The organism is Micromonospora humidisoli, assembly GCF_016900955.1.
Classification (GTDB): domain Bacteria; phylum Actinomycetota; class Actinomycetes; order Mycobacteriales; family Micromonosporaceae; genus Micromonospora; species Micromonospora wenchangensis.
This window is the reverse complement of the sequence record NZ_JAFEUO010000013.1, coordinates 42,404-63,828: the sequence shown is the minus strand read 5'-3', so window position 1 is coordinate 63,828 and position 21,425 is coordinate 42,404. Positions and strand designations below refer to the sequence as shown.

General features: G+C 74.4%; 10 protein-coding genes and 1 pseudogene. All 11 read right to left on the bottom strand.

The features are described from left to right. A pseudogene (locus tag JQN84_RS30225) lies at positions 1-159 on the bottom strand (sulfate adenylyltransferase subunit CysD); the annotation flags it as partial. After that, positions 156-1,022, bottom strand: coding sequence for a 3'(2'),5'-bisphosphate nucleotidase CysQ (locus JQN84_RS30220; protein ID WP_204961993.1), 867 nt, complete (start codon positions 1,020-1,022; stop codon positions 156-158). The gene JQN84_RS30220 and the pseudogene JQN84_RS30225, both read right to left, overlap by 4 nt. Before the next feature lie 48 nt (positions 1,023-1,070). After that, a complete protein-coding gene (locus JQN84_RS30215) occupies positions 1,071-1,898 on the bottom strand; it encodes an ABC transporter permease (protein ID WP_307821495.1) in 828 nt (275 codons plus the stop codon). Next, complete coding sequence (locus JQN84_RS30210; RefSeq protein ID WP_204961992.1) at positions 1,895-3,064, bottom strand: ABC transporter ATP-binding protein; 1,170 nt, start codon at positions 3,062-3,064, stop codon at positions 1,895-1,897. The genes JQN84_RS30215 and JQN84_RS30210 overlap by 4 nt, the downstream gene beginning before the upstream one ends. 56 nt (positions 3,065-3,120) lie before the next feature. Further along, positions 3,121-4,179, bottom strand: coding sequence for an extracellular catalytic domain type 1 short-chain-length polyhydroxyalkanoate depolymerase (locus JQN84_RS30205; RefSeq protein ID WP_239486487.1), 1,059 nt, complete (start codon positions 4,177-4,179; stop codon positions 3,121-3,123). 163 nt (positions 4,180-4,342) lie between these two features. Then, positions 4,343-6,172 (bottom strand): hypothetical protein, encoded by a 1,830-nt coding sequence (locus tag JQN84_RS30200; protein ID WP_307821496.1) that lies wholly within the window; start codon positions 6,170-6,172, stop codon positions 4,343-4,345. Positions 6,173-6,261: 89 nt separating this feature from the next. Then, positions 6,262-7,224, bottom strand: coding sequence for a sulfotransferase domain-containing protein (locus tag JQN84_RS30195; protein WP_204961990.1), 963 nt, complete (start codon positions 7,222-7,224; stop codon positions 6,262-6,264). A 26-nt stretch (positions 7,225-7,250) separates the two neighbouring features. Continuing rightward, complete coding sequence (locus tag JQN84_RS30190) at positions 7,251-8,075, bottom strand: alpha/beta fold hydrolase (protein ID WP_239486494.1); 825 nt, start codon at positions 8,073-8,075, stop codon at positions 7,251-7,253. A 2-nt stretch (positions 8,076-8,077) separates the two neighbouring features. After that, positions 8,078-8,386, bottom strand: coding sequence for an acyl carrier protein (locus JQN84_RS30185; RefSeq protein WP_088647663.1), 309 nt, complete (start codon positions 8,384-8,386; stop codon positions 8,078-8,080). Positions 8,387-8,445: 59 nt separating this feature from the next. Further along, positions 8,446-13,356 (bottom strand): type I polyketide synthase, encoded by a 4,911-nt coding sequence (locus tag JQN84_RS30180; RefSeq protein WP_204961988.1) that lies wholly within the window; start codon positions 13,354-13,356, stop codon positions 8,446-8,448. Between the two features lie 52 nt (positions 13,357-13,408). Then, a complete protein-coding gene (locus JQN84_RS32175) occupies positions 13,409-21,304 on the bottom strand; it encodes a type I polyketide synthase (RefSeq protein ID WP_305070903.1) in 7,896 nt (2,631 codons plus the stop codon). Positions 21,305-21,425: the final 121 nt, after the last annotated feature.

The window sequence follows — 21,425 nt, the reverse complement described above, 5'->3', positions numbered from 1 at the left end:
CTTCTGCGCCAGCCGCAACATCACGATCGAGTCCTTGCCACCGGAGAAGAGCAGCACCGGCCGCTCCATCTCGGCGACCACCTCACGCATCACGAAGATGCTCTCCGCCTCCAACTCGTCGAGCTGGGAGACCTGGTACGCAGCCGATCCGCTGCTCATCGCGGGTCCTTTCCGGGGTGGGGAACGGGGGAACCGGAGGTGGCCGCCGTGCCGGCCAGTTGCCGCCGCAGCGCGGCGAGCAGCGGCGCGGCCAGCTCACCGCGACAGACCAGCAGGTCCGGCAGCCGGGGGTCGGCCTCGTTGTAGGTCAGCGCGGAGCCGTCGATGCGCGAGGCGTGGAAGCCGGCGGCGGTGGCCACCGCCACCGGTGCGGCGGAGTCCCACTCGTACTGGCCGCCCGCGTGGATGTAGGCGTCCACGTCACCGGTCACCACCGCCGCGATCTTCGCCCCCGCCGAACCCATCGGCACCAGTTCCGCGCCGACCTCGTCGGCCAGCGCGGCCAGGAAGGCGGGGGGACGGCTGCGGCTGGCCGCCAGCCGGATCACCCCGTCGGGCGGGGACGGCGCGACCGGTGGGGCGGTGGGGTCGTCGGTGCTCAGCACCCGGCTCTGCGCCGGCAACCCGACCGCACCGGCGACCAGGCCGTGCGGGGTCGCCGCGTCGCGGGCCCAGAGCGCCACGTGCACCGCCCAGTCGGCGCGCCCCTGCTCGGAGAACTCCCGGGTGCCGTCCAACGGGTCCACGATCCACACCCGGTCGGCGGTCCGCCGGGACACGCCCTCGCCGGTGTCCACCAACCGGGAACCGTCGTCCTCCTCGGAGAGCACCGCGTCGGCCGGCCGGCACCGGGCCAGCTCGGCCCGCAGGAAGTCGTGGGCGGCCCGGTCGCCGGCGGCCTTCAGCGCGGCGGGATCGGCGTGACCGTGGTCGGCGCGTACCCGTAGCAGCAGTTCACCGGCGCGGGCGGCGAGCCGGCGGGCCAGCGCCACGTCGGATTCGGCGATGGTGGGGTCAACCATGGCAACTCCTCGACCTCTCGGATACGCGGGCGGTGCGGGTGCGGGTGGTCACTGGACGGCCCGGCGCGTGAAGCAGCGGACGCTGACCCAGGTCAGGACGACGGCCACCCCGGTCAGCACGGTCAGGCACACCCACGCCGACAGGTGCGGCACGTCGGGCAGCAACGCCCCGCGTACCCCCTCGGAGACGTAGGTCATCGGGTTGAGCGCGGTGACCACCTGGTACCAGGGCACCGACGACAGCCGGGGCCACGGGTAGTGGATGCAGCCGGTCCAGATGATCGGGGTGAGGATCACCGAGAAGGTCACGTTGATCCGCTGCACCGGCAGGGTGGTGGCCAGGCTCATCCCGATCGCCCCGCCGATCCACGCCCCGAGCAGCGCCACCACGAACGCCAGCGGCAGCCCCGCCGGCCGCCACGGCGCAGAACCGACCATCAGCGCGCCGAGCGGATAGATCAGCACGGCCGCGAGCAGCCCCCGGATGGTGGCGATCACCAGCTTGCCGATCGCCACGTACCCGGTCGGCAGGGGCGCCATCAGCCGGTCCTCGATCTCCATGGTGAAGCCGAACTCCTTCACCAGCGGCAGGGCCACGCTCTGCAACGCGGTGGTGAGGGCGGCCAGCGCGATGATGCCGGGCAGGAACACGTCGGCGAAGCCCCGCCCGACGAGGCCCTGGCTGCCCAGCACGGTGTCGAACACGAACAGCATGAACAGCGGTGTCAGCCCGACCTGGACCAGGATGACCCAGAGTTCCCGGCCGGTGACCATCAGGTCGCGGCGCAGCACCGCGGCGAACACCCGCCCGGTCCCGGGACGGGGGCGTGGCACGGCCGTCGGGCGCAGCGGGGTCGGGGTGTCGAGAGCGGTCACCTCGGTTGCCTTCCGGTGAGTTCGATGAAGACGTCCTCCAGGCTGGGTTCGCCGACGTCGACGGCGTTGACCGCCGCCGAGCGGGCGGCGAGCACGGTCACCGCCGGGCCGAGCAGCGTCGCGGGATCGCCGGCCAGGTGCAGGCGGATGCGCAGCCGACCGCGACCGCCGTTGCCTGCCGCCCCGCCGCCGCGCCCGAGCAGGCCCGCCCCGGCCAGGGCGGCCAGCCGGCCGGCACCGGGCGGCCCCCCGCCGCCGGCGAGCGCGGCGAGCATCCCGGCGCCGCCCGCCCCGACCCCGGCCAGCCCGGCCCCACCGAGGCCCGGCCGCCCACCGGCCGGCACGGTGGGCGTCGCCACCCGCTCCGCCTTGCGTACGCCGGGCAGCTCGCCCAGCGCGGCGCAGAGCGCGTCCGGGTCGTCCCCGCCGGCCGGGGTGACCGTGAGGTCGAGCAGCGCGTCCCCGGCGAGACCCCGGACCAGGGCGGTCGGGGTGTCCAGGGTGAGCAGCCGGCCGTGGTCGACGATGCCGACCCGGTCGACCACCCGGGCCGCCTCGTTCATCGCGTGGGTGGTCAGCACGATCGCCACCCCCCGCTGGCGCAGCTCGCGGAGCTGCCCCCAGATCAGCAGCCGGGTCTGCGGGTCGAGGGCGTTGGTCGGCTCGTCGAGGAAGAGCACCGCCGGCTCGTGGGTCAACGCGCGGGCGATCATCAACCGCTGCGCCATGCCCCCCGAGTACGCCTCGATCCGCCGGTCGGCCCGCTCGGTGAGGCCGAAGCGCTCCAGCAGCTCCGCCGCGCGGGCCTGCGCCTCCCGTCGCCGTACCCCGTGGTAGGTGGCGTGGTAGACGAGGTTCTGCCGGGGGGTCAGCGCCCGGTCCAGGTTGTTGTGCTGGGGCACCACGGCCAGGTGGGCGCGGGCGGCGGCCGGGTCCCGGCCCACGTCGACCCCGCAGACCACGGCCCGGCCCCCGGTGGCCCGCAGCCGGGTGGTCAGGATGCCGACGGTGGTGGACTTGCCGGCCCCGTTCGGCCCGAACAGCCCGAAGATCTCGCCCGGCGCGACGGTGAACGACAGTCCGTCGACCGCGTTGGTGTCGGCGCGGGGGTAGCGCTTGACGAGGTCGTCGACCTCGACCACGGCCGGCCCGTCTCTGCTGGGCATCTCAACTCCTGTCCTGAGGGGGTGCGCGGGTGCCGCCGGGGCCGGCGGCGGTGCCGTCAGCCGCCGGAAGGCTGGGGGTGCGCGGCGAAGAACCGCCAGATGGTGTCGGTGGCGTTCAGTGCGGTGGAGGGGGGATCGAGGTCGAGCAGCTTCTCCGCCCGGGGCGGGTTGGGTCGGCCGCCGGGCCACTGGTGTCCCGCGCCGGCGACGGTGATCAGCTCGACGGCGCGGCCCTGGGGGCAGCTCGCGGTGGACCTGGTGACCGGCCCGTCGGTGGTCACCTTCGGCGCGCCGCAGGAGTCGATGCTGCGCCACCGGGCGGCGAGCTCGGGGGTGGGCGGGCCGTCGATCTTCACCGGGTTACGTCCGGTGCCGCCGTTGTCGCGCCGGCCGGGCCCGCCGCCGTACGGCATGGTCTGGTCCTGCTGGCCGTGGATGTGCAGCACCGACACCGGTTTCGGGTCGGTGCACTGCCCGGTCAGCGTGCTCGCCACCGCCCCGATCGCGGCGAAGGTGGTGGTGTCGCAGACCAGCTTGTACGCCAGCAGCCCACCGTTGGAGATCCCGGTGACGTACCGGCGGGCCGGGTCGACCGGCAGCTCCCGACCGACGGTGGCGACCAGTTCGGTGATGAACCCGACGTCGTCGACACCGTCGCGGGCGGGGGCCCCGCAGCACTGTGGACCGATCGCCCAGGCCCGGTTCAGCCCGTCCGGGAAGAGCACCAGGAACCCGTCCCGGTCGGCCTGGCCGGTCCAGCCGTACGCCTGCTCGGCCTGCTCGCCGGTGCCGGCCGCGCCGTGCAGCATCACCACCAGCGGGACCCGCTTGCTCAGGTCGGCCGAGGCCGGCCGGTAGAGCCGGTAGCTGCGTTCCCGCCCGTCCACGGTGAGGGTGTGAGTGGAGCTGCCGACGGGCACGTCCGACGCCGGTCCCGCCGCGCCGGACGGTGCGCTGGCCGCCGGGCCGGTGGGGGAGCCGCTCTGGTCACGGCGGGGACTGCACCCGGCCGGGGCGGTCAGGGCGAGCAGCAGGGCGAGCGTTCCCGCGAGCCGGGCGGTGGACCGGCCGGTGCGGTGCCGCCCGACTTCAGGGCGAAAAACAGTAAAATGCATCATATCAATACTTTCGCCCGGGAATGTTCGAGCAACGTCAGGGACGCGCGAGGATTCGGCAAGGGGCACCCGGAACCGTCAGTGCCGGGGCGGGGCGGGGCAGGGCAGGCCGGGTCCGTCGGCCCGGCGACGACGCTGTCGCCGGGCCGACGTCCCCGCGCGCTCAGTAGCCCCGCAGCCGGATCAGCTCCCAACCACCCTCGGGCACGTCGTCCGTCGGGTCGGTCCGCAGGTTCATCGGGTTCGCCATGCCCAGGTACAGGGTCGGACCGTCGGCGACCATGTTGCGGATGCCGTAGTTCAGGTAGTTGCCCAACCCGGTGTTGTCCACCGTCGTCGCCGGCTTCGTCGGCGACGAGAAGGCGTACAGGTCACCGCCGTAGACCGCCTCCGGCAGGGCGCCCGCGCGCATCCCGGCCGCGTCCATCGGCGCGCGGGCCAGGTCGTCGGCCAGATCCGGCGACAGACCCAGCTCGGCGGCGGTCTCGTCGCCCAGCTCCTTGGCCAGGTAACTCCAGTCCATCGTGCCGACGTACAGCTTCCCGCCGGCCACCACCATCTTCCAGGTGTAGTTGTTGTACGGGTTGCCGAACCCGGGCGGCCCGAACTTCGGCGTCTGGTGCGTCGACTGCAACGCCCACGCCCCGGCCCCGCCGTTGGCCGCCGGGTCGTACGCCGGCAGCTCGGTCGCGCCGTACAGCAGCTCGACCTTCTCGAAGTGGGAACCGAAGTTACGGCCCCGGTAGATGCTGATCGACCGCTGGGTGTTCTGGATGGTGGCCTGGGCCGCCGCGTCGTCCGCCGGCGGGTACGTGGTCATGTGCAGGGTGGTCGCCTTCATCGGCACGTGCATCGTGCCCCAGTAGAGGAACCCGCCGTAGGAGGCCAGACCACCCAGGGCGTAGGCGCGGGCGACCACCGGGTCCGGCTCGTAGGACGACGCGCTCCACACCTGCTGCCAGCCGTCGGCGTCCTCCGGGTTCAGCCCCGGGGCCCCTGACGCCAGCAGCGGGCTCATCCACACCGCGGCGATGCTCGTGGTCGGCGCGGCGGCACCGGCGGTCGGTCCGGCCAGCTCGGCGTCCGAGCCCGGCCAGGTGGTCACGAACAAGCGCCCCTGGTGGACGGTGAGGTCGGCGGCCTGCGCCGGCAGGTTCGCCACCACCGTGAACGCGAACGGGTCGGACTTGCTCCCCGTCCAGCGCAGCACGTTGCCGCGCTCACCGCCGTTGGCCCCGACGCCCACCCCGGCGTACAGCGCGTCACCGGCCACCGTGAAGTGCCTGATGTTGCCGTACATCGGGAAGTTGCGGGAACCCAGGAACGCGCCGGTGTCGGTGTCGAAGGCGAACAGGTTGACGCTGGTGCCCAGCGCCGGGCCGCCCAGCAGGGCCACCCCGTTGAAGTTGCCCGCCGCCCGGATGCCCGCCGTGGTCTGCAACCGGTTCGCGTCGTCGGTGGAGGCCGCCTTCACCAGGTCGGTCTTCTCGGTCAGCCGGTTGGCGCGGGTGTCGTAGGTGTACAGCCGCGGCTGCCGGTGGTCGCCGAGGATGGGGGGCAGCTGCGGATTGCGCTTGGCCACCTGGCTCTCGCCGTACTCGCAGGCCCAGTCGTCGTTGACCGTCGGCGTGGTGTTGCGCAGGGCCCGTCCGCTGGTCAGGCAGTTGACGTTCGCTCCGGTGCCGAACCACAGCGTCTTGCCGGCCCGGGTCATCCCCCACAGGTACGCCTGGTTGACCTTGGCCTGGCCGGTGGCGCACGGCGGGCCGGCCGGATACGGCAGGCCGATCCCGGCGAAGCACTCGTCCGGCTGGGCCTTGGCGAGCAGTTGCGGGCTGGCCTGCTGCGCGCCGGCCACGCTGGCCGCGCTGCCGGGGTCGGCGGCGTCGAGTGGCGCGCCGAGCGCCGCCGAGGGTACCGCCAACACCGACCCGAGTCCGAGTACGGCGACGGCGGTCGACAACCGCCGTGCGGAGAACCGGAGTGGATTCACCAACAGTCTCTCTTTCGAAGGAAGGCGGACACCCGCCCCCGGGCCCGACGGAGGCGGACCCGGGGCGGGCAGGGACACACAGGGGCCGCTCAGACGGCGGCCGGCAACTTCCGGGAGGCCGGGGCGACGACCCGCGACGCCGTCCGCTCGGCCCACCCGGACGGGTCGGGGAAGTCCAGGAACCGGCCGAGGCCGGTCAGCTCGGCCACCGGGTCGGCGACCAGGTCCTCGTAGGACATCCGCAGCAGGTGATCCGGGGGCACGTCACGCAGCGCCTGGTCGGCCTGGCTGCTCATGAACGCGCACAACCCGAGGTAGCGGCGCAGGTCCGCACCCCGCTCGCGCAGCGCGTCGGGGGTCAGCCGGTCCGGCAGGTACGGCTTGAGGTCCTCCGGCACCGCCTGGTCGTCCTCGATCCGGAACGGGTCCAGGCCGCACTTGCCGAGGAACTCCACCCGCAGTTGCAGCAGCTGGAACGACGAGTGCCGGCTCATCGACCGGGCGGTGTCCTCCCAGCTGCGGGTCAGGTAGACGAACTTGCAGTCCGGAAAGCCCCGCAGCAGGTAGGGCGCCACGTGGCTGGAGCCGCCCGACCGCTCCACCCACCGGGTCTTGCCGGTCAGCACGGCGAGCAGGTCCAGGAAGTCGCGGTGGTGCTGGGTCACGGCCTGGTCGGGGAACTGCGGCACCCGCGCGGCGAGCTGGTCGAACAGCGCGTCCGGATCGGTGGTGAGCTTCGACAGGGTGATCGCCAGGATCCGGGGCAGCTCGGTCAGCCGGTCGCTCCAGCGGCCCGTCGCCGGGTAGCGGACCTCCTTCGGCGGCAGGCCGATCCGGAACAGGGTGGCCAGCTCCGCCTTGGGACTGGACAACACCTCCCAGTACTCGGCACCACTGATCACCTCGGCGCTGCGGGCCCACGGCGCCACCGACATGAAGAACTCCTGGGCCGACAGCGTGCCCGGCTCCTCGTGGATCAGGTCGGACAACAGCGTGGAACCGCACCGGCCGTTGCTGATGATGATCGACCGGCCGGTGATCGGGGTGTCCATCGGAAGACCTCCTGGATGTCGCGTCGTCATGCGGTGGTGGATTGGGTCACGTCGAGCGAGCAGGACTCGGCGAGCCAGGCGAAGACCAGCCGGCGGACCTCCTGCGGTTGGTCGATCAGCACCGTGTGCCGCTGGTCGGGCAGCACCTCGACCCGGGTCTGCGGCAGCAGGGCGCGGACCTCCGGGGCCAGCTCCACCACCGCCGAGTCACCGCCGTAGAGGCAGAGCACCGGGCAGCCGATCGCGGCCAACGCCTCGGCGGGCGGCAGCGGACTCGCCGGCAGTTCCTGCTCCAGCGTGGTGTCGGAGAGCATCCGGTGCGTCTCGGCGGCGCGTTGCGCGGCGACCCGACCCCGCCGCACCCCGATCTCGGTCACCGCCCCCTCGCGGGGCAGCCGGGCGGCGACACGGGCGAGCCGCTCGCGGACCCGACGCATCCACTGCGGGATCGGCGGCGCCGACTCGACAGTCACGATGCCGGCCACCCGCTCCGGGTGCCGGGCGGCGTACCCGAAGGCGATGGTGCCGCCGAACGAGTTGCCCAGCAACAGCAGCGGGCCGGTGACGTCCAGGGCGGCCAGCAGAGCCGTCAGGTCGTCGACGAAGTCGTCCAGGGCGTACCCGGTGGCGGGACGGTCGCTGCGCCCGTGACCGCGCAGGTCGTACAGCACGGTCGGGAAACCGGCCCGGGACAGCGGCTCGGCCAGGGTGAAGTACCAGCTCGCCATGGTGTCCGACGCCATCCCGTGGATCAGCACGGCGGTCGGCGTCGGCCCGGTCCGGCCGTCGACGGCCGGACCGGGGGGATCGAGCCGCTGCGTGTGCAGCGTGATCCCGTTCGCCCGGACCATGGTCACCGGCTGCCCGCCCCGACCTCGTCGGCCTGCGCCAGCGACTCGGCGATGTGGTTCACGAGCTGCCCGACCTTGAGTTCCCGGACGGTGTCCAGATCCAGCTTGGCGACGAAGTGGGCGAAGTTGACCGTGTCGCCGTAGCGGGTCTGGAGCCGGCCGGCGAGCGCGATGACGTCGATGCTCTCCATGCCCAGGTCCTCGGAGAACGTGGTGTCCATGGTGACCACCTGGTCGTCCGCGAAGTCGCCCAGCACGGCGTCGATCATCTCGGTGAGGTCGGCGAGGATGGTGTCCTGGGCCGAGGCCATGGGCGTTGCTCCTTCTGCTGATCGGATGGGTTGGGCGGTGCTGCGTGCCGGGTGCCGGCTCACGGCCGGGACACCCCGGGCGGGGTGGCGGGCGCGGGCTCCGGCCCCCAGGTCCAGGCGACGACGTACCGGCGCGGCGGCAGGTCCTCGGGGTTGGCGACGTCGCGGTGGCCGACCCGGTACGCCCGACCGCCGATCTCCACGGTCAGCCCCGAGTCGGTGGCCGAGTAGACCCGGAACCGGCGCGGCGAGCCGTCCAGTCCGGTGCCCTCGGCCTTGGCGACCGCCTCCTTGGCGGCCCAGAACCGGGTGAACCACAACCGTCGGGCCTCGACGTCCCCGCCGGCCAGCGAGGCCAGCAGGGTCAACTCGGCCGGGGTGAGGGCGAAGGTGAGGGTGCTCTCCGGGTGGTCGGTGACCTCCGCGACGTCGATGCCCACCCCGGGTCCCCCGGGCACCGCGTCGGGTGCCCGGCGCCTGGCGATCGCCACCCCGATCTCGGCGCAGTGCGCCAGGGAGACGTCGCAGTCGCCGAGCCCCCGGCCGGGCCGTCCGCGTACCCACGGCCGGCCGTTCGGATCGTTGCCGACGGTCAGTTCGATCGGGTAGATGTCGGTGTGGCCGTCCTCCCACAGCCGGGCCCGCACCGCGTCCTTGGCGGCGATCCGGCCCAGCATCCACTGCTTGCGGGTCTTGGCCGGCTGCCGCTCGTAGTCGGCGTAGGCGGCCCCGCCGAGGATGCCCCGGGCGGCCATGCCCCGGGTGACCAGGTCGGTCCAGCAGTCGAACGCCATCGTCCAGCCCTCGGGCTGCAACAGCGACATCGGGTGCCGCTCGGGGAACCGCTCCGCCACCCGGGCCTGTGGGTGGCTGTCGAACCGGCGGTCCGTCGCGCCCTCGATCTCCGACCACACCCGCCCCTGGTAGCTGAGCTGGGTGTCGGCGACGAGTTTCCCGTCGTCGATGGCGCGGACCCGGGCGACGCACTCGAACGCCCGGCCGGCCGGCGGCGGCGGACCGTAGAACCGCACCTGGCCGAGCCCCACGGGCAACGCGACGGTGCGGAACGGCTGGGTGGTGATCAGCCAGTTGCCGATGAGCTGCAGGGCGTTGTCCAGCAGCGCCCCCGGTGGCACCGGCGCGGTGACGATGCCCCGTACGTGCATGTCGCCGAGCGCGTGTACCTCGGTCACGCCCTGGAACTGCGGGCCGTGGAACATCAGCCGCTCCGCGTACATCTCGGCGGCGCCGAGGGTCGGCGGGCGTTCGGTGGCCGGGTCGTGGGTCCAGACCGGCGGCGGCGGCGGGTACGCCGGGCCGACCTCGACCGTCGCCCGGGCGTACCCGGCGAAGGCGACCGCGTACCGGTTCTCCCCGGCGGTGCGGACCACGATCTCCACGTCGGTGGCCGGTTCGGCGATCAGCCATTTGTTGAACTTCGCGTCGTGCACCGCCACCACCGGGACGCCGGGCACGAGCTGCTCCACCGCCTCCATCATGTGTGCGACCAGGGCGGTCGCCGGCACCACCGGCCACCGGTCCTCCGGGTCCGGCCAGTCGTCGGGCTGCACGAAGAAGCAGTGGTCCAGCAGGTACGGCATGGTGTCCAGGGAGATCCGCCTGGTGATCCGGCCGACCTCCGTACCGGCCGCGCCGGTCGGGCGGACCGCCGTGGGCGGCGTCGCCGCCGGGGTGACGGTCGGCTTCGCCAACGGAGCGGTGGGGGTTGCCGCCCTGACGGGGGCGGCCGGCGTGGCGGGCCGGGCCGGGGTCGTGGTGCCGGCGGTGGCCGTGCCCCGGGTGTTCTCCTTCAGCAGGGCGGCGAGTTCGGCCGCCGCGCTGGAGCCGCCGGCGAGCCGGTGCAGCGCGTCCAGCGCGGCCGCCGGGTCGCCGGACGGCGCGGCGGCGGGCTTCGCCACGCCGGGCTGCCCGGCCGCCCGTGCGGCCGGCACCGACGCAGCGGCCGGCGGCGTGGCAGCCGGTGGCGCTGCGGCCGGTGGCGTCGTGGCCGGCACGCCGGTCGGCCCGGCGGCGGGCGTCGGCACGGTCGCCGCCCGGGTCACCGGGGGCGCTGCCGCGACCGGCGTCGACCCGGGCCGGCCGGGCCCGGCGACGACCGGCCGGGTGACGCCGTCGCCGGCGCCCGGCGTGGCCACCGAGCCGTCGGACACGGTGACCCCGAGCAGGCCGGCGGCGTCCGCGCCGAGGCGGACCAGCGGCCCACCGAGGTCGAGCTTCAACCGGGGGCCCTTGCGGACGCCGGCCTTCGCCGCGCCGTCGACACCACCCGTGGCCGGGGTACGGCCGGTCGGGGCCGCCGGTGCGGCGGTGGCCGGCGTGGACAGCGCGCCCAGGTCCGGTGCCGCCCCCTCAACCCACAGGGCGGTGGCGACCCGGCGCAACTGGTTGAGCCCGCTGCGGTGCGCGGTGTTCACCGGCATCGCCAGGTGCTCGCGTCCGCGCAGGTTGTCCCCGATCAGCGAGGCGAGCTGCCCCGCGCCGACCTGGAGGAACACCCGGAACCCGGCGGCGTACATGGCCTCGACGGTCTGCCGGAACCAGACCGGCTCCATCATGTGCCGCACGAAGATCCGGTTGACCTGCTCCTCGTCGGCGGGGAACGGCGCGTGCAGGGTCGCCGACCACACCGGCATCCGGGTCGGGTGCACCTCCCAGCGGCCCAGGGCGGCGCCGATCGAGGTGAGCCCGTCGGCGAAGGCGGGGGTGTGGAACGCCGAGCGGAACGGCAGCTTCTGGCACAGGATGTTGCGGGTACGCAGCGCCTCGACGAGCCGGTCGACCTGCGGCTCCGGGCCGTTGACCACCGACTGCGCCGGGGCGTTGTCGTGTGACAGGACCACCCCCGGGTAGTCGCCGAGCAGCGGGGCGACCCGGTCCGCGCCGGCCCCGACGGCCGCGAAGACGTAGCCGGAGACCTCCACCGAGTCGGCGTTGAACAGGTCGAGGAACTCGTCCATGGCGGCGGTGCTGATCTGGCCGCTGACCGCGGCGGCGGTCCACTCGCCGATGCTGTGCCCGGCGACCGCGTCGGGTCGTACCTTGATCCGGGCCAGCGCCGTGTCGAGCAGCTTGCCCACCTCGATCAGGCCGGCGCCGTGCCGGCCCAGGTCGGCGGCGGACCACTCGCGGTCCGGCAGGCCGAAGTGGGCGGCCAGGTCGGCGGTGCGGGGGGCGAACTCCGCCTCCAGCCCGGGGAAGACGAAGGCGAGCTTGCCGGCCCCCGCGCCGAGCAGCGGCTGCGGGCTGAACCAGATGTCCCGCCCGCCCCGCCACGCCTGCCCCCGGGCCACCGTCTTGCGGGCCACCGCGAGCAGCTTGTCCGTCGGGTTGACGATGCCCAGCCGGGTCTGCGGCGGAGCCTCCCCGCCGGAGCGGGCGGCCAGCTCGACGCCGATGCGGCGTACCTCCTGGTCGTCGCGGTCCAGCAGGTCGGCGAGCCCGGCCGGGTCCGACGCGGCCAGCCAGAGCACCTGGTCCGGCTCGTCGACCACGGCCCGGCCGGCGGCCGGGGCGGTCAGCCCCACCACCGGCTCACCCACCGACACCGGGGCCTGCTCGATGATCAGGTGGGCGTTGATCCCGCCGAACCCGAACGCGTTGACCCCGGCCCGGCGCGGGCCGTCGCTCTCCCACGGGCGGGCGGTGTCGATCGGCGCGAACCGGGTCGCGGCCATCTCCTTGCGCGGCGTCTCGCAGTGCAGGGTGGGCGGGAGCACCCCCCGGTGCACCGCGAGCGCCGCCTTGATCAGGCCGGCCACCCCGGCGGCCGGCATGGTGTGCCCGATCATCGACTTCACCGAGCCGATCACCGGGCGCGGCCCGCCGGTGTACGGGCCGAACACCTGCGCCACCGTGGTCAGCTCGGCGGCGTCCCCGGTCGGGGTGCCGGTGCCGTGCGCCTCCAGCAGCCCCAGCGCGTCCGGGGCGGTCGGGTCGAGCCCGGCGGACTCCCAGGCCCGCCGGATCGCCAGCACCTGGCCGGAGACGGCCGGGTTGAACATGCTCGCCGACTTGCCGTCGCTGGACACCCCGCTGCCGCGGATCACCGCGTACACCCGGTCGCCGTCGCGCACCGCGTCGGCGTACCGCTTGAGCACCACCACGCCGGTGCCCTCGCCGATCAGCAGCCCGTCGGCGGCGGCGTCGAACGGCCGGATCTCGCCCCGCCGCGACAGCGCCCGGAGCTGGTTGAACACCGACCAGAAGCTGATGTCGTGCACGTGGTGCACGCCACCGGCGAGCACCGCGTCCAACCGGCCGTTGAGCAGTTCGGTGATGCCCTGGTCCACGGCGATCAGCGACGAGGCGCAGGCGGCGTCGATGGTGTACGCCGGGCCGCGCAGGTCGAGCCGGTTGGCTACCCGGGAGGCGGCCAGGTTGGGCACCAGGCCGATCGTCCCCTCCGGCTGGTACGGCCCGAGCCGCTCGTCGAACTTCTTGCGCAGCAGCTCCAACCGGGCCGGGTCGACGTCGGGGATCAGCTCCCGCAGGATGCTGACCACCTGGCTGGACATCCGCACGCGCTGGGCGTAGCGGGCCTGGGCGGGGCTGAGGATGCCGCCCCGGCCGAGGATGACGCCGATCCGGTCGCGGGCCGGGAGCCGGTCCCCGCCGCCCGCGTCGTCGATCGCCGCGGCGGCCACCTCCAGCGTGATCAGCTGGTCCGGCTCGATGTCGCCCACCGAGGCGGGCATCACCCCGAACCGCAGCGGCTCGAAGGTGGCGAACTCGTCGACGAACCCGCCACGCCGGCAGTACATCCGGTCGGCCCGGTGGGACTGCTCCGGGTCGTAGAACTCCTCGTCCCAGCGGTGCGCGGGGACGTCGGTGATCGCGTCGACCCCGCCGATCAGGTTGCGCCAGTAGCTCTCCAGGTCACCGGCGGAGGGCATCAGGGCGGCCATCCCCACGATCGCGATCTGGCCGGGCGCAGCGGCGCCGTTGTTCATCGGTTCCTCCGACGGGTGGGGCGGGTGGGGGCGGGACGGCTCATCGACGCCCTCACCACCCGGAGGCGGTGTAGACGACCGAGGTGACCGACGCGTCGGCCCAGGCCAGCTCGCGCAGCAGGGCCAGCGCGCCCTCCTCCGGGTCGATCAGGCCGATGCCGCGCCGGGCGTACTCGCGGCTCAGTTCGGCGGTGACCATGCCGCCGTGGCCGGCACCGGGCGCCCACGGCCCCCAGTGGACGGTCACGGTGCGCACCCCGGTCCGGGCCGCGTAGCGGGTGCCGATGGCGTCCAGGGCGTCGTTGGCCGCCGCGTAGTCGGCCTGTCCCCGGTTGCCGTAGGCGGCGGCGATGCTGCCGAAGAAGACCAGGAACCGCGGCGCGCCGGGCAGCGCGTCGAGACCCGCCAGCAGCCCCCGGGCCCCGTCGACCTTGGTGTCGAAGACCCTGGTGAACGACGCCGGGTCCTTCTCGGCGATCAGCTTGTCCTCGATGATCCCGGCGGCGTAGACCACCCCGTCGAGGCGGCCGTACTCGGCGTGGATCGCGGCCAGCAGCGCGCGGGTCGCCGCCGCGTCCCGGACGTCCAGGGCGTGGTAGCGGACCTCGCCACCCAGTTCGGTCAGCTCGGCGATCGTGGCGGTCACCTCCCGGGCCGCCAGGACGGCCTGCGCGGTGCGGGAGATCTCGGCCGGCGAGGACAGCCCCCGCCGGGCCAGCACCCCGACCAGCGCGGCACGGTCGGTGGCGGCGGCCAGCTCCGGGTCCTCCGGGCCGGACGGCAGCGGGGTACGGCCGACCAGCTCGATGCGGCAGCCGCTGGCCGAGGCGAGCGCCCGGGCGAACCACGGGGTGATGCCCCGTGCCCCACCGATCAGCACCACCACCGAGTCGCGTTCCAACCCGATCGCGGCGGCCTCGGACACCCCGTCGCCGGCCGGTCCGGCACCGCCGGCGGCCAGCGCGCCCAGCTCGACCGGGACCAGGTCGGCGACGTAGCGACCGTCGCCACGCCTGGCGACCACCGGGGCGTCGGCGGCGGTGAGCAGTTCGTCGAGCAGTTGCCGGGCCAGCACCTCAGGCGTCGCCGCCGGGTCCACCGCCACGAACCGGGCGGTCAGCCCCGGGTACTCGCGGGCGATCGTGCGGAACAGGCCGGGCATGCCGTCGGCCGCGCCGGCGACGTCCTGCGCCCCGGCGGCGAGCAGCCAGCGCGGTCCGGCGGCCAGGGCCCGCTGCAACAGCGGGAACACGGCGGGCAGCAGCGGCTCGTCGAGGTTGGTCAACCCGTCGAGTACCAGCACCCCGTCGAAGCCCTGGTCGGCCTGCTCGCTGTCGAGCACGCCCAGCTGGCCGCCGGCGCCGTGCGCGCCGAGCAGCTCCGCCAGGTACGCCCCGACCGGTCCGCCCCCGGTGATCAGGAACCGCATCCCGGCGAGCGTGCCCGGGTCGACGCGTTGTCCGGGCTGGACGCTCTCCCGGGCGACCAGCCGCTTCGGCGCGATCCCCACCCCGACCTCGGTCGGCGCGGGCGACACGGCGGGTGCGACGGCCGGCGCGGCGACGCTCGCCGGCGGGGCGGCGGGCACGGCGGCCGGCGCGGCGACGGTCACCGTCGCGGTGACTGTCGTGTTCATCTTCTGGTCGAGCCAGGTGACCATGGCGCGGACGGTGCGGGCCTTGACGAGGTCTTCGAGTTCGCTTTCGTCGCCTTCGACGCTGAGGGAGAGGCGTTGGGCGACCTCGCCGGCGACTTCGGCGCGCTTGATGGAGTCGATGGAGAGGTCGGCTTCGAGGTCGAGGTCGAGTTCGATGAGGTCGACCGGGTAGCCGGTGCGCTCGCTGATCACGGTGAGGATGGCCTGCTGGAACTCCGCGAGGCTGGCCCCGGCGGGCGCGGCGGCCACGGCGGCGGGCACGGCGGCCACGGCCGGCGCGGCGGCCGGTGCCACCGTCGGGGCCGGGGCGAGCGCCAGCGGACCGGTCGTGCTGGCCGAGACGTGGACGGTGCCGCTCATCTTCTGGTCGAGCCAGGTGACCATGGCGCGGACGGTGCGGGCCTTGACGAGGTCTTCGAGTTCGCTTTCGTCGCCTTCGACGCTGAGGGAGAGGCGTTGGGCGACCTCGCCGGCGACTTCGGCGCGCTTGATGGAGTCGATGGAGAGGTCGGCTTCGAGGTCGAGGTCGGGCTCGATGAGGTCGACCGGGTAGCCGGTGCGCTCGCTGATCACCGCCAGGATCGCCTGCTGGAAGTCCGCTGCGGTGACGCCGATCTGGTCGCCCGACGGCAGCGCGGCGGTCAGCGTGGCGGTGGTGGTGACGGTGCCGCTCATCTTCTCGTCGAGCCAGGTGACCATGGCGCGGACGGTGCGGGCCTTGACGAGGTCTTCGAGTTCGCTTTCGTCGCCTTCGACGCTGAGGGAGAGGCGTTGGGCGACCTCGCCGGCGACTTCGGCGCGCTTGATGGAGTCGATGGAGAGGTCGGCTTCGAGGTCGAGGTCGAGTTCGATGAGGTCGACCGGGTAGCCGGTGCGCTCGCTGATCACCGCCAGGATCGCCTGCTGGAATTCGGCCATGCCCGGTCCGGCCGGTGCGGCGACCGGGGCGACGGGCGCGGCGACGGGAGCGGCGACGGGAGCGGCGACCGGCGCGGGGATCGCGACGGGACCGCCGACCGCGGGGGAGACCGGCATGACGTCCGGGGTGACCGGTCGGGGCCGGGCGACCGTCGGCGCGGGGGCGATGGCCAGCGCGGTGCCGCCGTTGGACCCGGCCACGGTGGGGGCCGGGGCGGGGCGCGGGGTGGCGGCGGGGGTCGGGGCCGGCGCGGGGGCGGCGGCGGGCAGCGACCGGGGGGCCGGGGCGGGCGTCGGCGTGGGTGCCGGCCCGGCGTACCCCTCGACCCGGTACGTCCCGGTGGGTTCCCCGGCGGGCCGGCTGCCCCCGTCCCCGGGGTCTCCGAGGAAGGCGAGCATCACGTCCCGCTGGGTGGCGATCATCTCCCGCGTGGTGCGCAGGTACTCGCTGAGCAGCTCGCCCCGGATGTCCCGGACGGTGGCCGGCGCGGGCTCGTCGACGGTCCGGACGTCCCGGACGGTCGACGGTGCGGGGCCGCTGACGGTGCCGGTGGCGGCGCCGGGGGTGGTGGCGGTGCCATTGGCAGGGGTCATCGACAACTCCTTGATCCGTCGGGGAGGGGTCATGCCACCGGGAAGACAGTTGCCGTGCTGGTCCCGGACGAGTTGGCCGTCGACCGTCCAGAGCGGACGACGGGTCGGTGCGGTGGTGGCGGTGCCGTCCGCGATCCGGCCGTGGAACAGCCAGTCGGTGCGGACCGGGGTGCCGGCGCAGGCCAGCTCGGCGACCGAGATCAGGAACCCGCGCAGGCCGTCGGCCGGGCCGCGTTCGCAGGCGACCGTCTGGTGCGGCCGGTCGCCGAGCACCGCCTGCACCAGCCGGCTGAGCACCTGGCCGGGGCCCACCTCGACGAACAGCCGGGCGCCCGCGGCGTACATCGCCTCGATCTGCTCGACGAAGCGCACCGGCGCGCCGATCTGCTCGGCGAGGTGGTGGCGGACCTGGCCGGCGTCGCCGGAGTACGGGGCGGCGGTCAGGTTCGACCAGACCGGGATGCGCGGCTCGCTGATCGACCTTTCGGCGAGCACCTCGGCGAAGGTCTCCACCGCGCCGGCCACCACCGGGCTGTGGAAGGCGCAGGCCACCGGGATGGCGCGGGCCGACAGGCCGGCCTCCTTGAGCGCGACCACCGCCGACTGCACCTTCGCCGTCGGGCCGGAGACCACCACCTGCTGCGGGGCGTTCCGGTTGGCCAGCACCACCTCGCTGGTCAGGCCGGCCCCGGCGAGCACCTGGGCGACCTGCTCGGCGCTGGCGGCGACCGCCGCCATGGTGCCCGGGTCCTCGCCGCAGGCGTCGAGGATGGCCGCCGCCCGCTGCCGGCTCAGGTCGAGCAGGGTGGCCGCGTCGAACGCCCCGGCGACGCAGAGCCCGACGAGTTCGCCGTAGCTGTGGCCGGCGGTCATGTCGGGTCGGACGCCGAGGCGGCGCAGCAGGTGGTCCACGGCGAGCCCGCCGATGCCGAGCACGGGCTGGGCGGTCCGGGTGTCGCGTACCGCGTCCTCCTGGGCGCGGCGGGAGTCCGGGTCGAACGCGGCCGGCGGGAAGAGCAGCTCCGCGGCGGCCTTGTCGAGTTCGAGGTAGTGCCGCAGCTCGGGGAAGGTGACGAAGAGTTCCCCGAGGGCGCCGGGGCGTTGGCTGCCCTGGCCGGGGAAGAGGAACGCCACCTGGCCGGGCCCGACCGGGTCGACCCCGCTCGGCTGGACCAGGCCCCGGGCCGGGTCGTGCTCGCCGGCCAGCGCCCGGTGCAGCAGGGTCTCCAGTTCGGTCAGGTCACGGGCGACCACCGCGACCTGGGTCGTCCCGGGCCGGTTGGCGGCCTTGGCGGCGACCGAAGCGGCCAGCTCGGCCAGCCGTCCCGCCCGGTTGCCGGGCCCGTCGGCGGCCAGGCTCTCCAACAGCTGCCGGACGCCCTGGTGGGCGGCGGCCCGGTCGGTGCCCCGGAAGCAGAACAGTTCGGCCGGCCAGATCCGTTGCGCGTGCCGGGGTTCCGGCGCGTTGGCGTGGGCGCTGAGCACGACGTGGAAGTTGGTGCCGCCGAAGCCGAACGCGCTGACCCCGGCGATGCGCTCGGCGGCCGGCACCGGCCACGGGCGGGCCTCGGTGAAGAACGCGAACGGGCTCTGCTGCGGGTGCCAGGCCGGGTTGGGTCGTTCCAGGTGGATGGTGGGCGGCCGGATGCCGTGGTAGAGGGCGAGCGTCGCCTTGATCAGGCCGGCCAGCCCGGCGGCGCACTTGGTGTGCCCGATCTGGGACTTCACCGAGCCGAGCGCGCAGCTGCCCGGTTCGGCACCGGCCTCGACGAACATCTTGGTGAGCGTCTCCAGTTCGGTGCGGTCGCCGACCACCGTGCCGGTGCCGTGCGCCTCCACCAGCCCGACCTCCCGGGGGGAGATGCCGGTGCGGTGGTAGGCCCGGTCCAGGGCCCGCCGCTGCCCGTCGGGGCGCGGCGCGGTCAGGCCCAGGGCCCGCCCGTCGCTGGCCCCGCCGAGCCCCTTGATCACGCCGTAGATCCGGTCACCGTCGCGTTCGGCGTCGGCCAGCCGCTTGAGTACGACGCACGCGACGCCCTCACCGAGGGCGATCCCGTCACCGGTGCTGTCGAACGGGCGGGACCGTCCGGTGGGGGACAGCGCGTGCGCCGAGGTGAACATCAGGTAGTCGTTGACCCCGTTGTGCAGGTCGGCCCCGCCGCAGATCATCAGGTCGCTGTCACCGGCGACCAGTTCCTTGCAGGCGGCGTCCATCGCGGCCAGCGACGAGGCGCAGGCGGCGTCGATGGTGTAGTTCGGCCCGCCCAGGTCGAGCCGGTTGGCGACCCGGCCGGCGATCACGTTGGCCAGCACGCCGGGGAAGCTGTCCTCGGTGACCGTGGGCAGCAGCTCCTCCATCTGCTCGGGCACCTCGCCGAGGTACGCCGGCAGCATGGTGCGCAGGGTCTGCGCGTGGCCCATGTCGCTGCCGGCCTCCGCGCCGAACACGACGCCGGTGCGGGCGTGGTCCGCGCCGGGTGCGTCGTACGGGTAGCCGGCGTCGACCAGCGCCCGGTGGGAGACCTCCAGGGCGAGCAGCTGGGTCGGGTCGATGCTGCTCAACGCGGCCGGGGGGATGCCGTAGCCGATGGCGTCGAACGGGACCGGGTCGATGAACCCGCCCCACTTGGAGACGCTGATCCGGCCGGTCTGCCCCGGCCCGACCTCGGGGGCGTAGTAGTGCTCGGTGTCCCAACGTTGCGCCGGGACCTCGGTGACGGTGTCGACGCCGCTGAGCACCGTACGCCAGAAGCTGTCCAGGTCGGGGGAGCCGGGCAGCATGCAGGCCATCCCGACGATGGCGATGTCCAGCGGCGCGGGCGGCTCCGCGATCTCGACGGCCGGCGGCGTGAGCCGGGCCCGCAGCGCGTCGAGCCGGTCGGCGTGGAAGCCGCGGACCCGGGTGGTGACGTCGTCGTGCAGCTCGGCGACGGTGGTGGCGCGGTCGCGCAGCACGGCTACCTGGCCGGCCATGAACAGTCCCTCGCTGGCCTGGACGCTCTCGTCGACGGACTCGACGACGTCGCCCGAGCGGCGTAGGCCCTTGCTGGCGATCCGCAGCCGGCCGACGTTGAGCAGTTCCAGCTGCTCCCACACCTCGCGGTTCTCGGCCCCGGCACCTTCGAGCTGGGTGCGCAGCTGGTGGAAGTCGTCGACGAACGGGGTGTGCAGGCAGCGGGTGGCGTGTCCGGGGGCGGTCTCCAGCAGCGCGGTGTGCTCCGCGGTGAGCGCCTCACGCTGGAACAACGGCTGGACCGCGCCGTGGGTCACGGCCTCGGCGGTGAACAGGTAGGCGGTGCCCATCAGCACGCCGATCCGGGCGCCCCGGCGGGCCAGCGGGGCGGCCATCGTGGCCACCATCGCCGCCGACCGGGCGTCGTGCACCCCACCGGCGAAGAAGATCTGCAGCTGGGCGCCGGCGGCGGGATCGGTGTCGAGGTACTCGTCGAGCACCGCCAGCTGGGCCTCCCACAGCGGGAAGCTCGCCCGGGGTCCGACGTGCCCGCCGCACTCGGCGCCCTCGAAGATGAACTTGCGGGCGCCGGAGCGCAGGAACTGGCGCAGCAGGCCGGGGGAGGGCACGTGCAGGAAGGTGCTGATCCCCTGCTCCTCCAGGGCGCGGGCCTGCGGCGGCCGGCCACCGGCGATGATCGCGCAGGCGGGCCGGATCTCCCGGATGACCTCCAGCTGGGCGGCGCGCAGCTCCTCGGGGGCGAAGCCGAGCACCCCGACGCCCCACGGGCGGTCGCCGAGCTGGGCGGCGGTCTCGGTGAGCATCCGGCGGCACTGGTCGGCCGAGTTGAGGGCGAGCGCGATGAACGGCAACGCGCCGCCGTCGGCGACGGCGGCGGCGAAGGACGCCTCGTCGCTGACCCGGGTCATCGGGCCCTGGGCGACGGGCACCCGTACCCCGAGGGCCTCGGCCAGGGGGGCGTGCGGCTGGAGCAGGTCGGCGGCGTCGGGGCCGTCGACGGCGTCGAGCATCGCCGCGCGCATGCCGCGTACGGCGGTGGCGGTGTCGGCCCAGCGGTCGGCGAAGGCCGCCGCCAGCCAGCCGTCCTGGCCGACCGGGAGCAGTTCGCTGTCGCCCTGGTGCGGGCCGCCCCGGCGGATGCCGCGTACGCCGTCGCGCAGCACGGTCTCCGAGCCGTCCATCCGCCTGATGACTGCCTGTACGTCGGCCGGCAGCTCCGATTCGGGCATCAGGGCGAGCTGGGTGTCCAGCACCACGCCGGCCGCGCCGCCGACCAGGCAGGCCCCGGCGGTCCGTGGGCCGATCCCGCCGGCCACCCAGACCGGCAGGTCCAGGGTGTCGTCGGCGACGAGCTGCTGGAGCAGGACGAAGGAGCTGAGTTCGCCGACCCGGCCGCCGCCCTCCATGCCGCGGGCGATCAGCCCGTGCGCGCCGGCCTGCGCCGCGGCGTGGGCCTCAGCCCGGCTGGTCACCTCCACCAGCACCCGGTGGTGGGCGGTGATGTCGGCCAGTGGCCACGGGCTCGTCGGCTCGACCACGATCAGGTCCACCCGGCCGTCGGCGGCGCGCTGCACCTCGGCGGGGGTGGCCCGGCAGCCGGCCGGGACCCGGACGCCGATCGGGGCGGACGACCAGCTGGCGGCGCGGGCGAGCGCCCGCAGCGACCAGTCGTCGCCGGTGGCCAGGTCGATGATGCCGCGCCCACCACCGGCTGCGGTGGCGGCCGTGATCCGTGGGCCGGGTTCCAGGACGCCGACGGGGTTGACGACCAGGATCAGGTCACGTGTGTACGGTGCGCTACTCATCGGGCTCCCACTTCGGTCGCGAAGGATCGCGTGCTGACTAGGGGATCTGCCGGCAGAGGGCCGGCGAGCGCGGTGCTGATTTGCCGCAGTCAATGTCGCGCTGCGTCACAATCTAACGGCT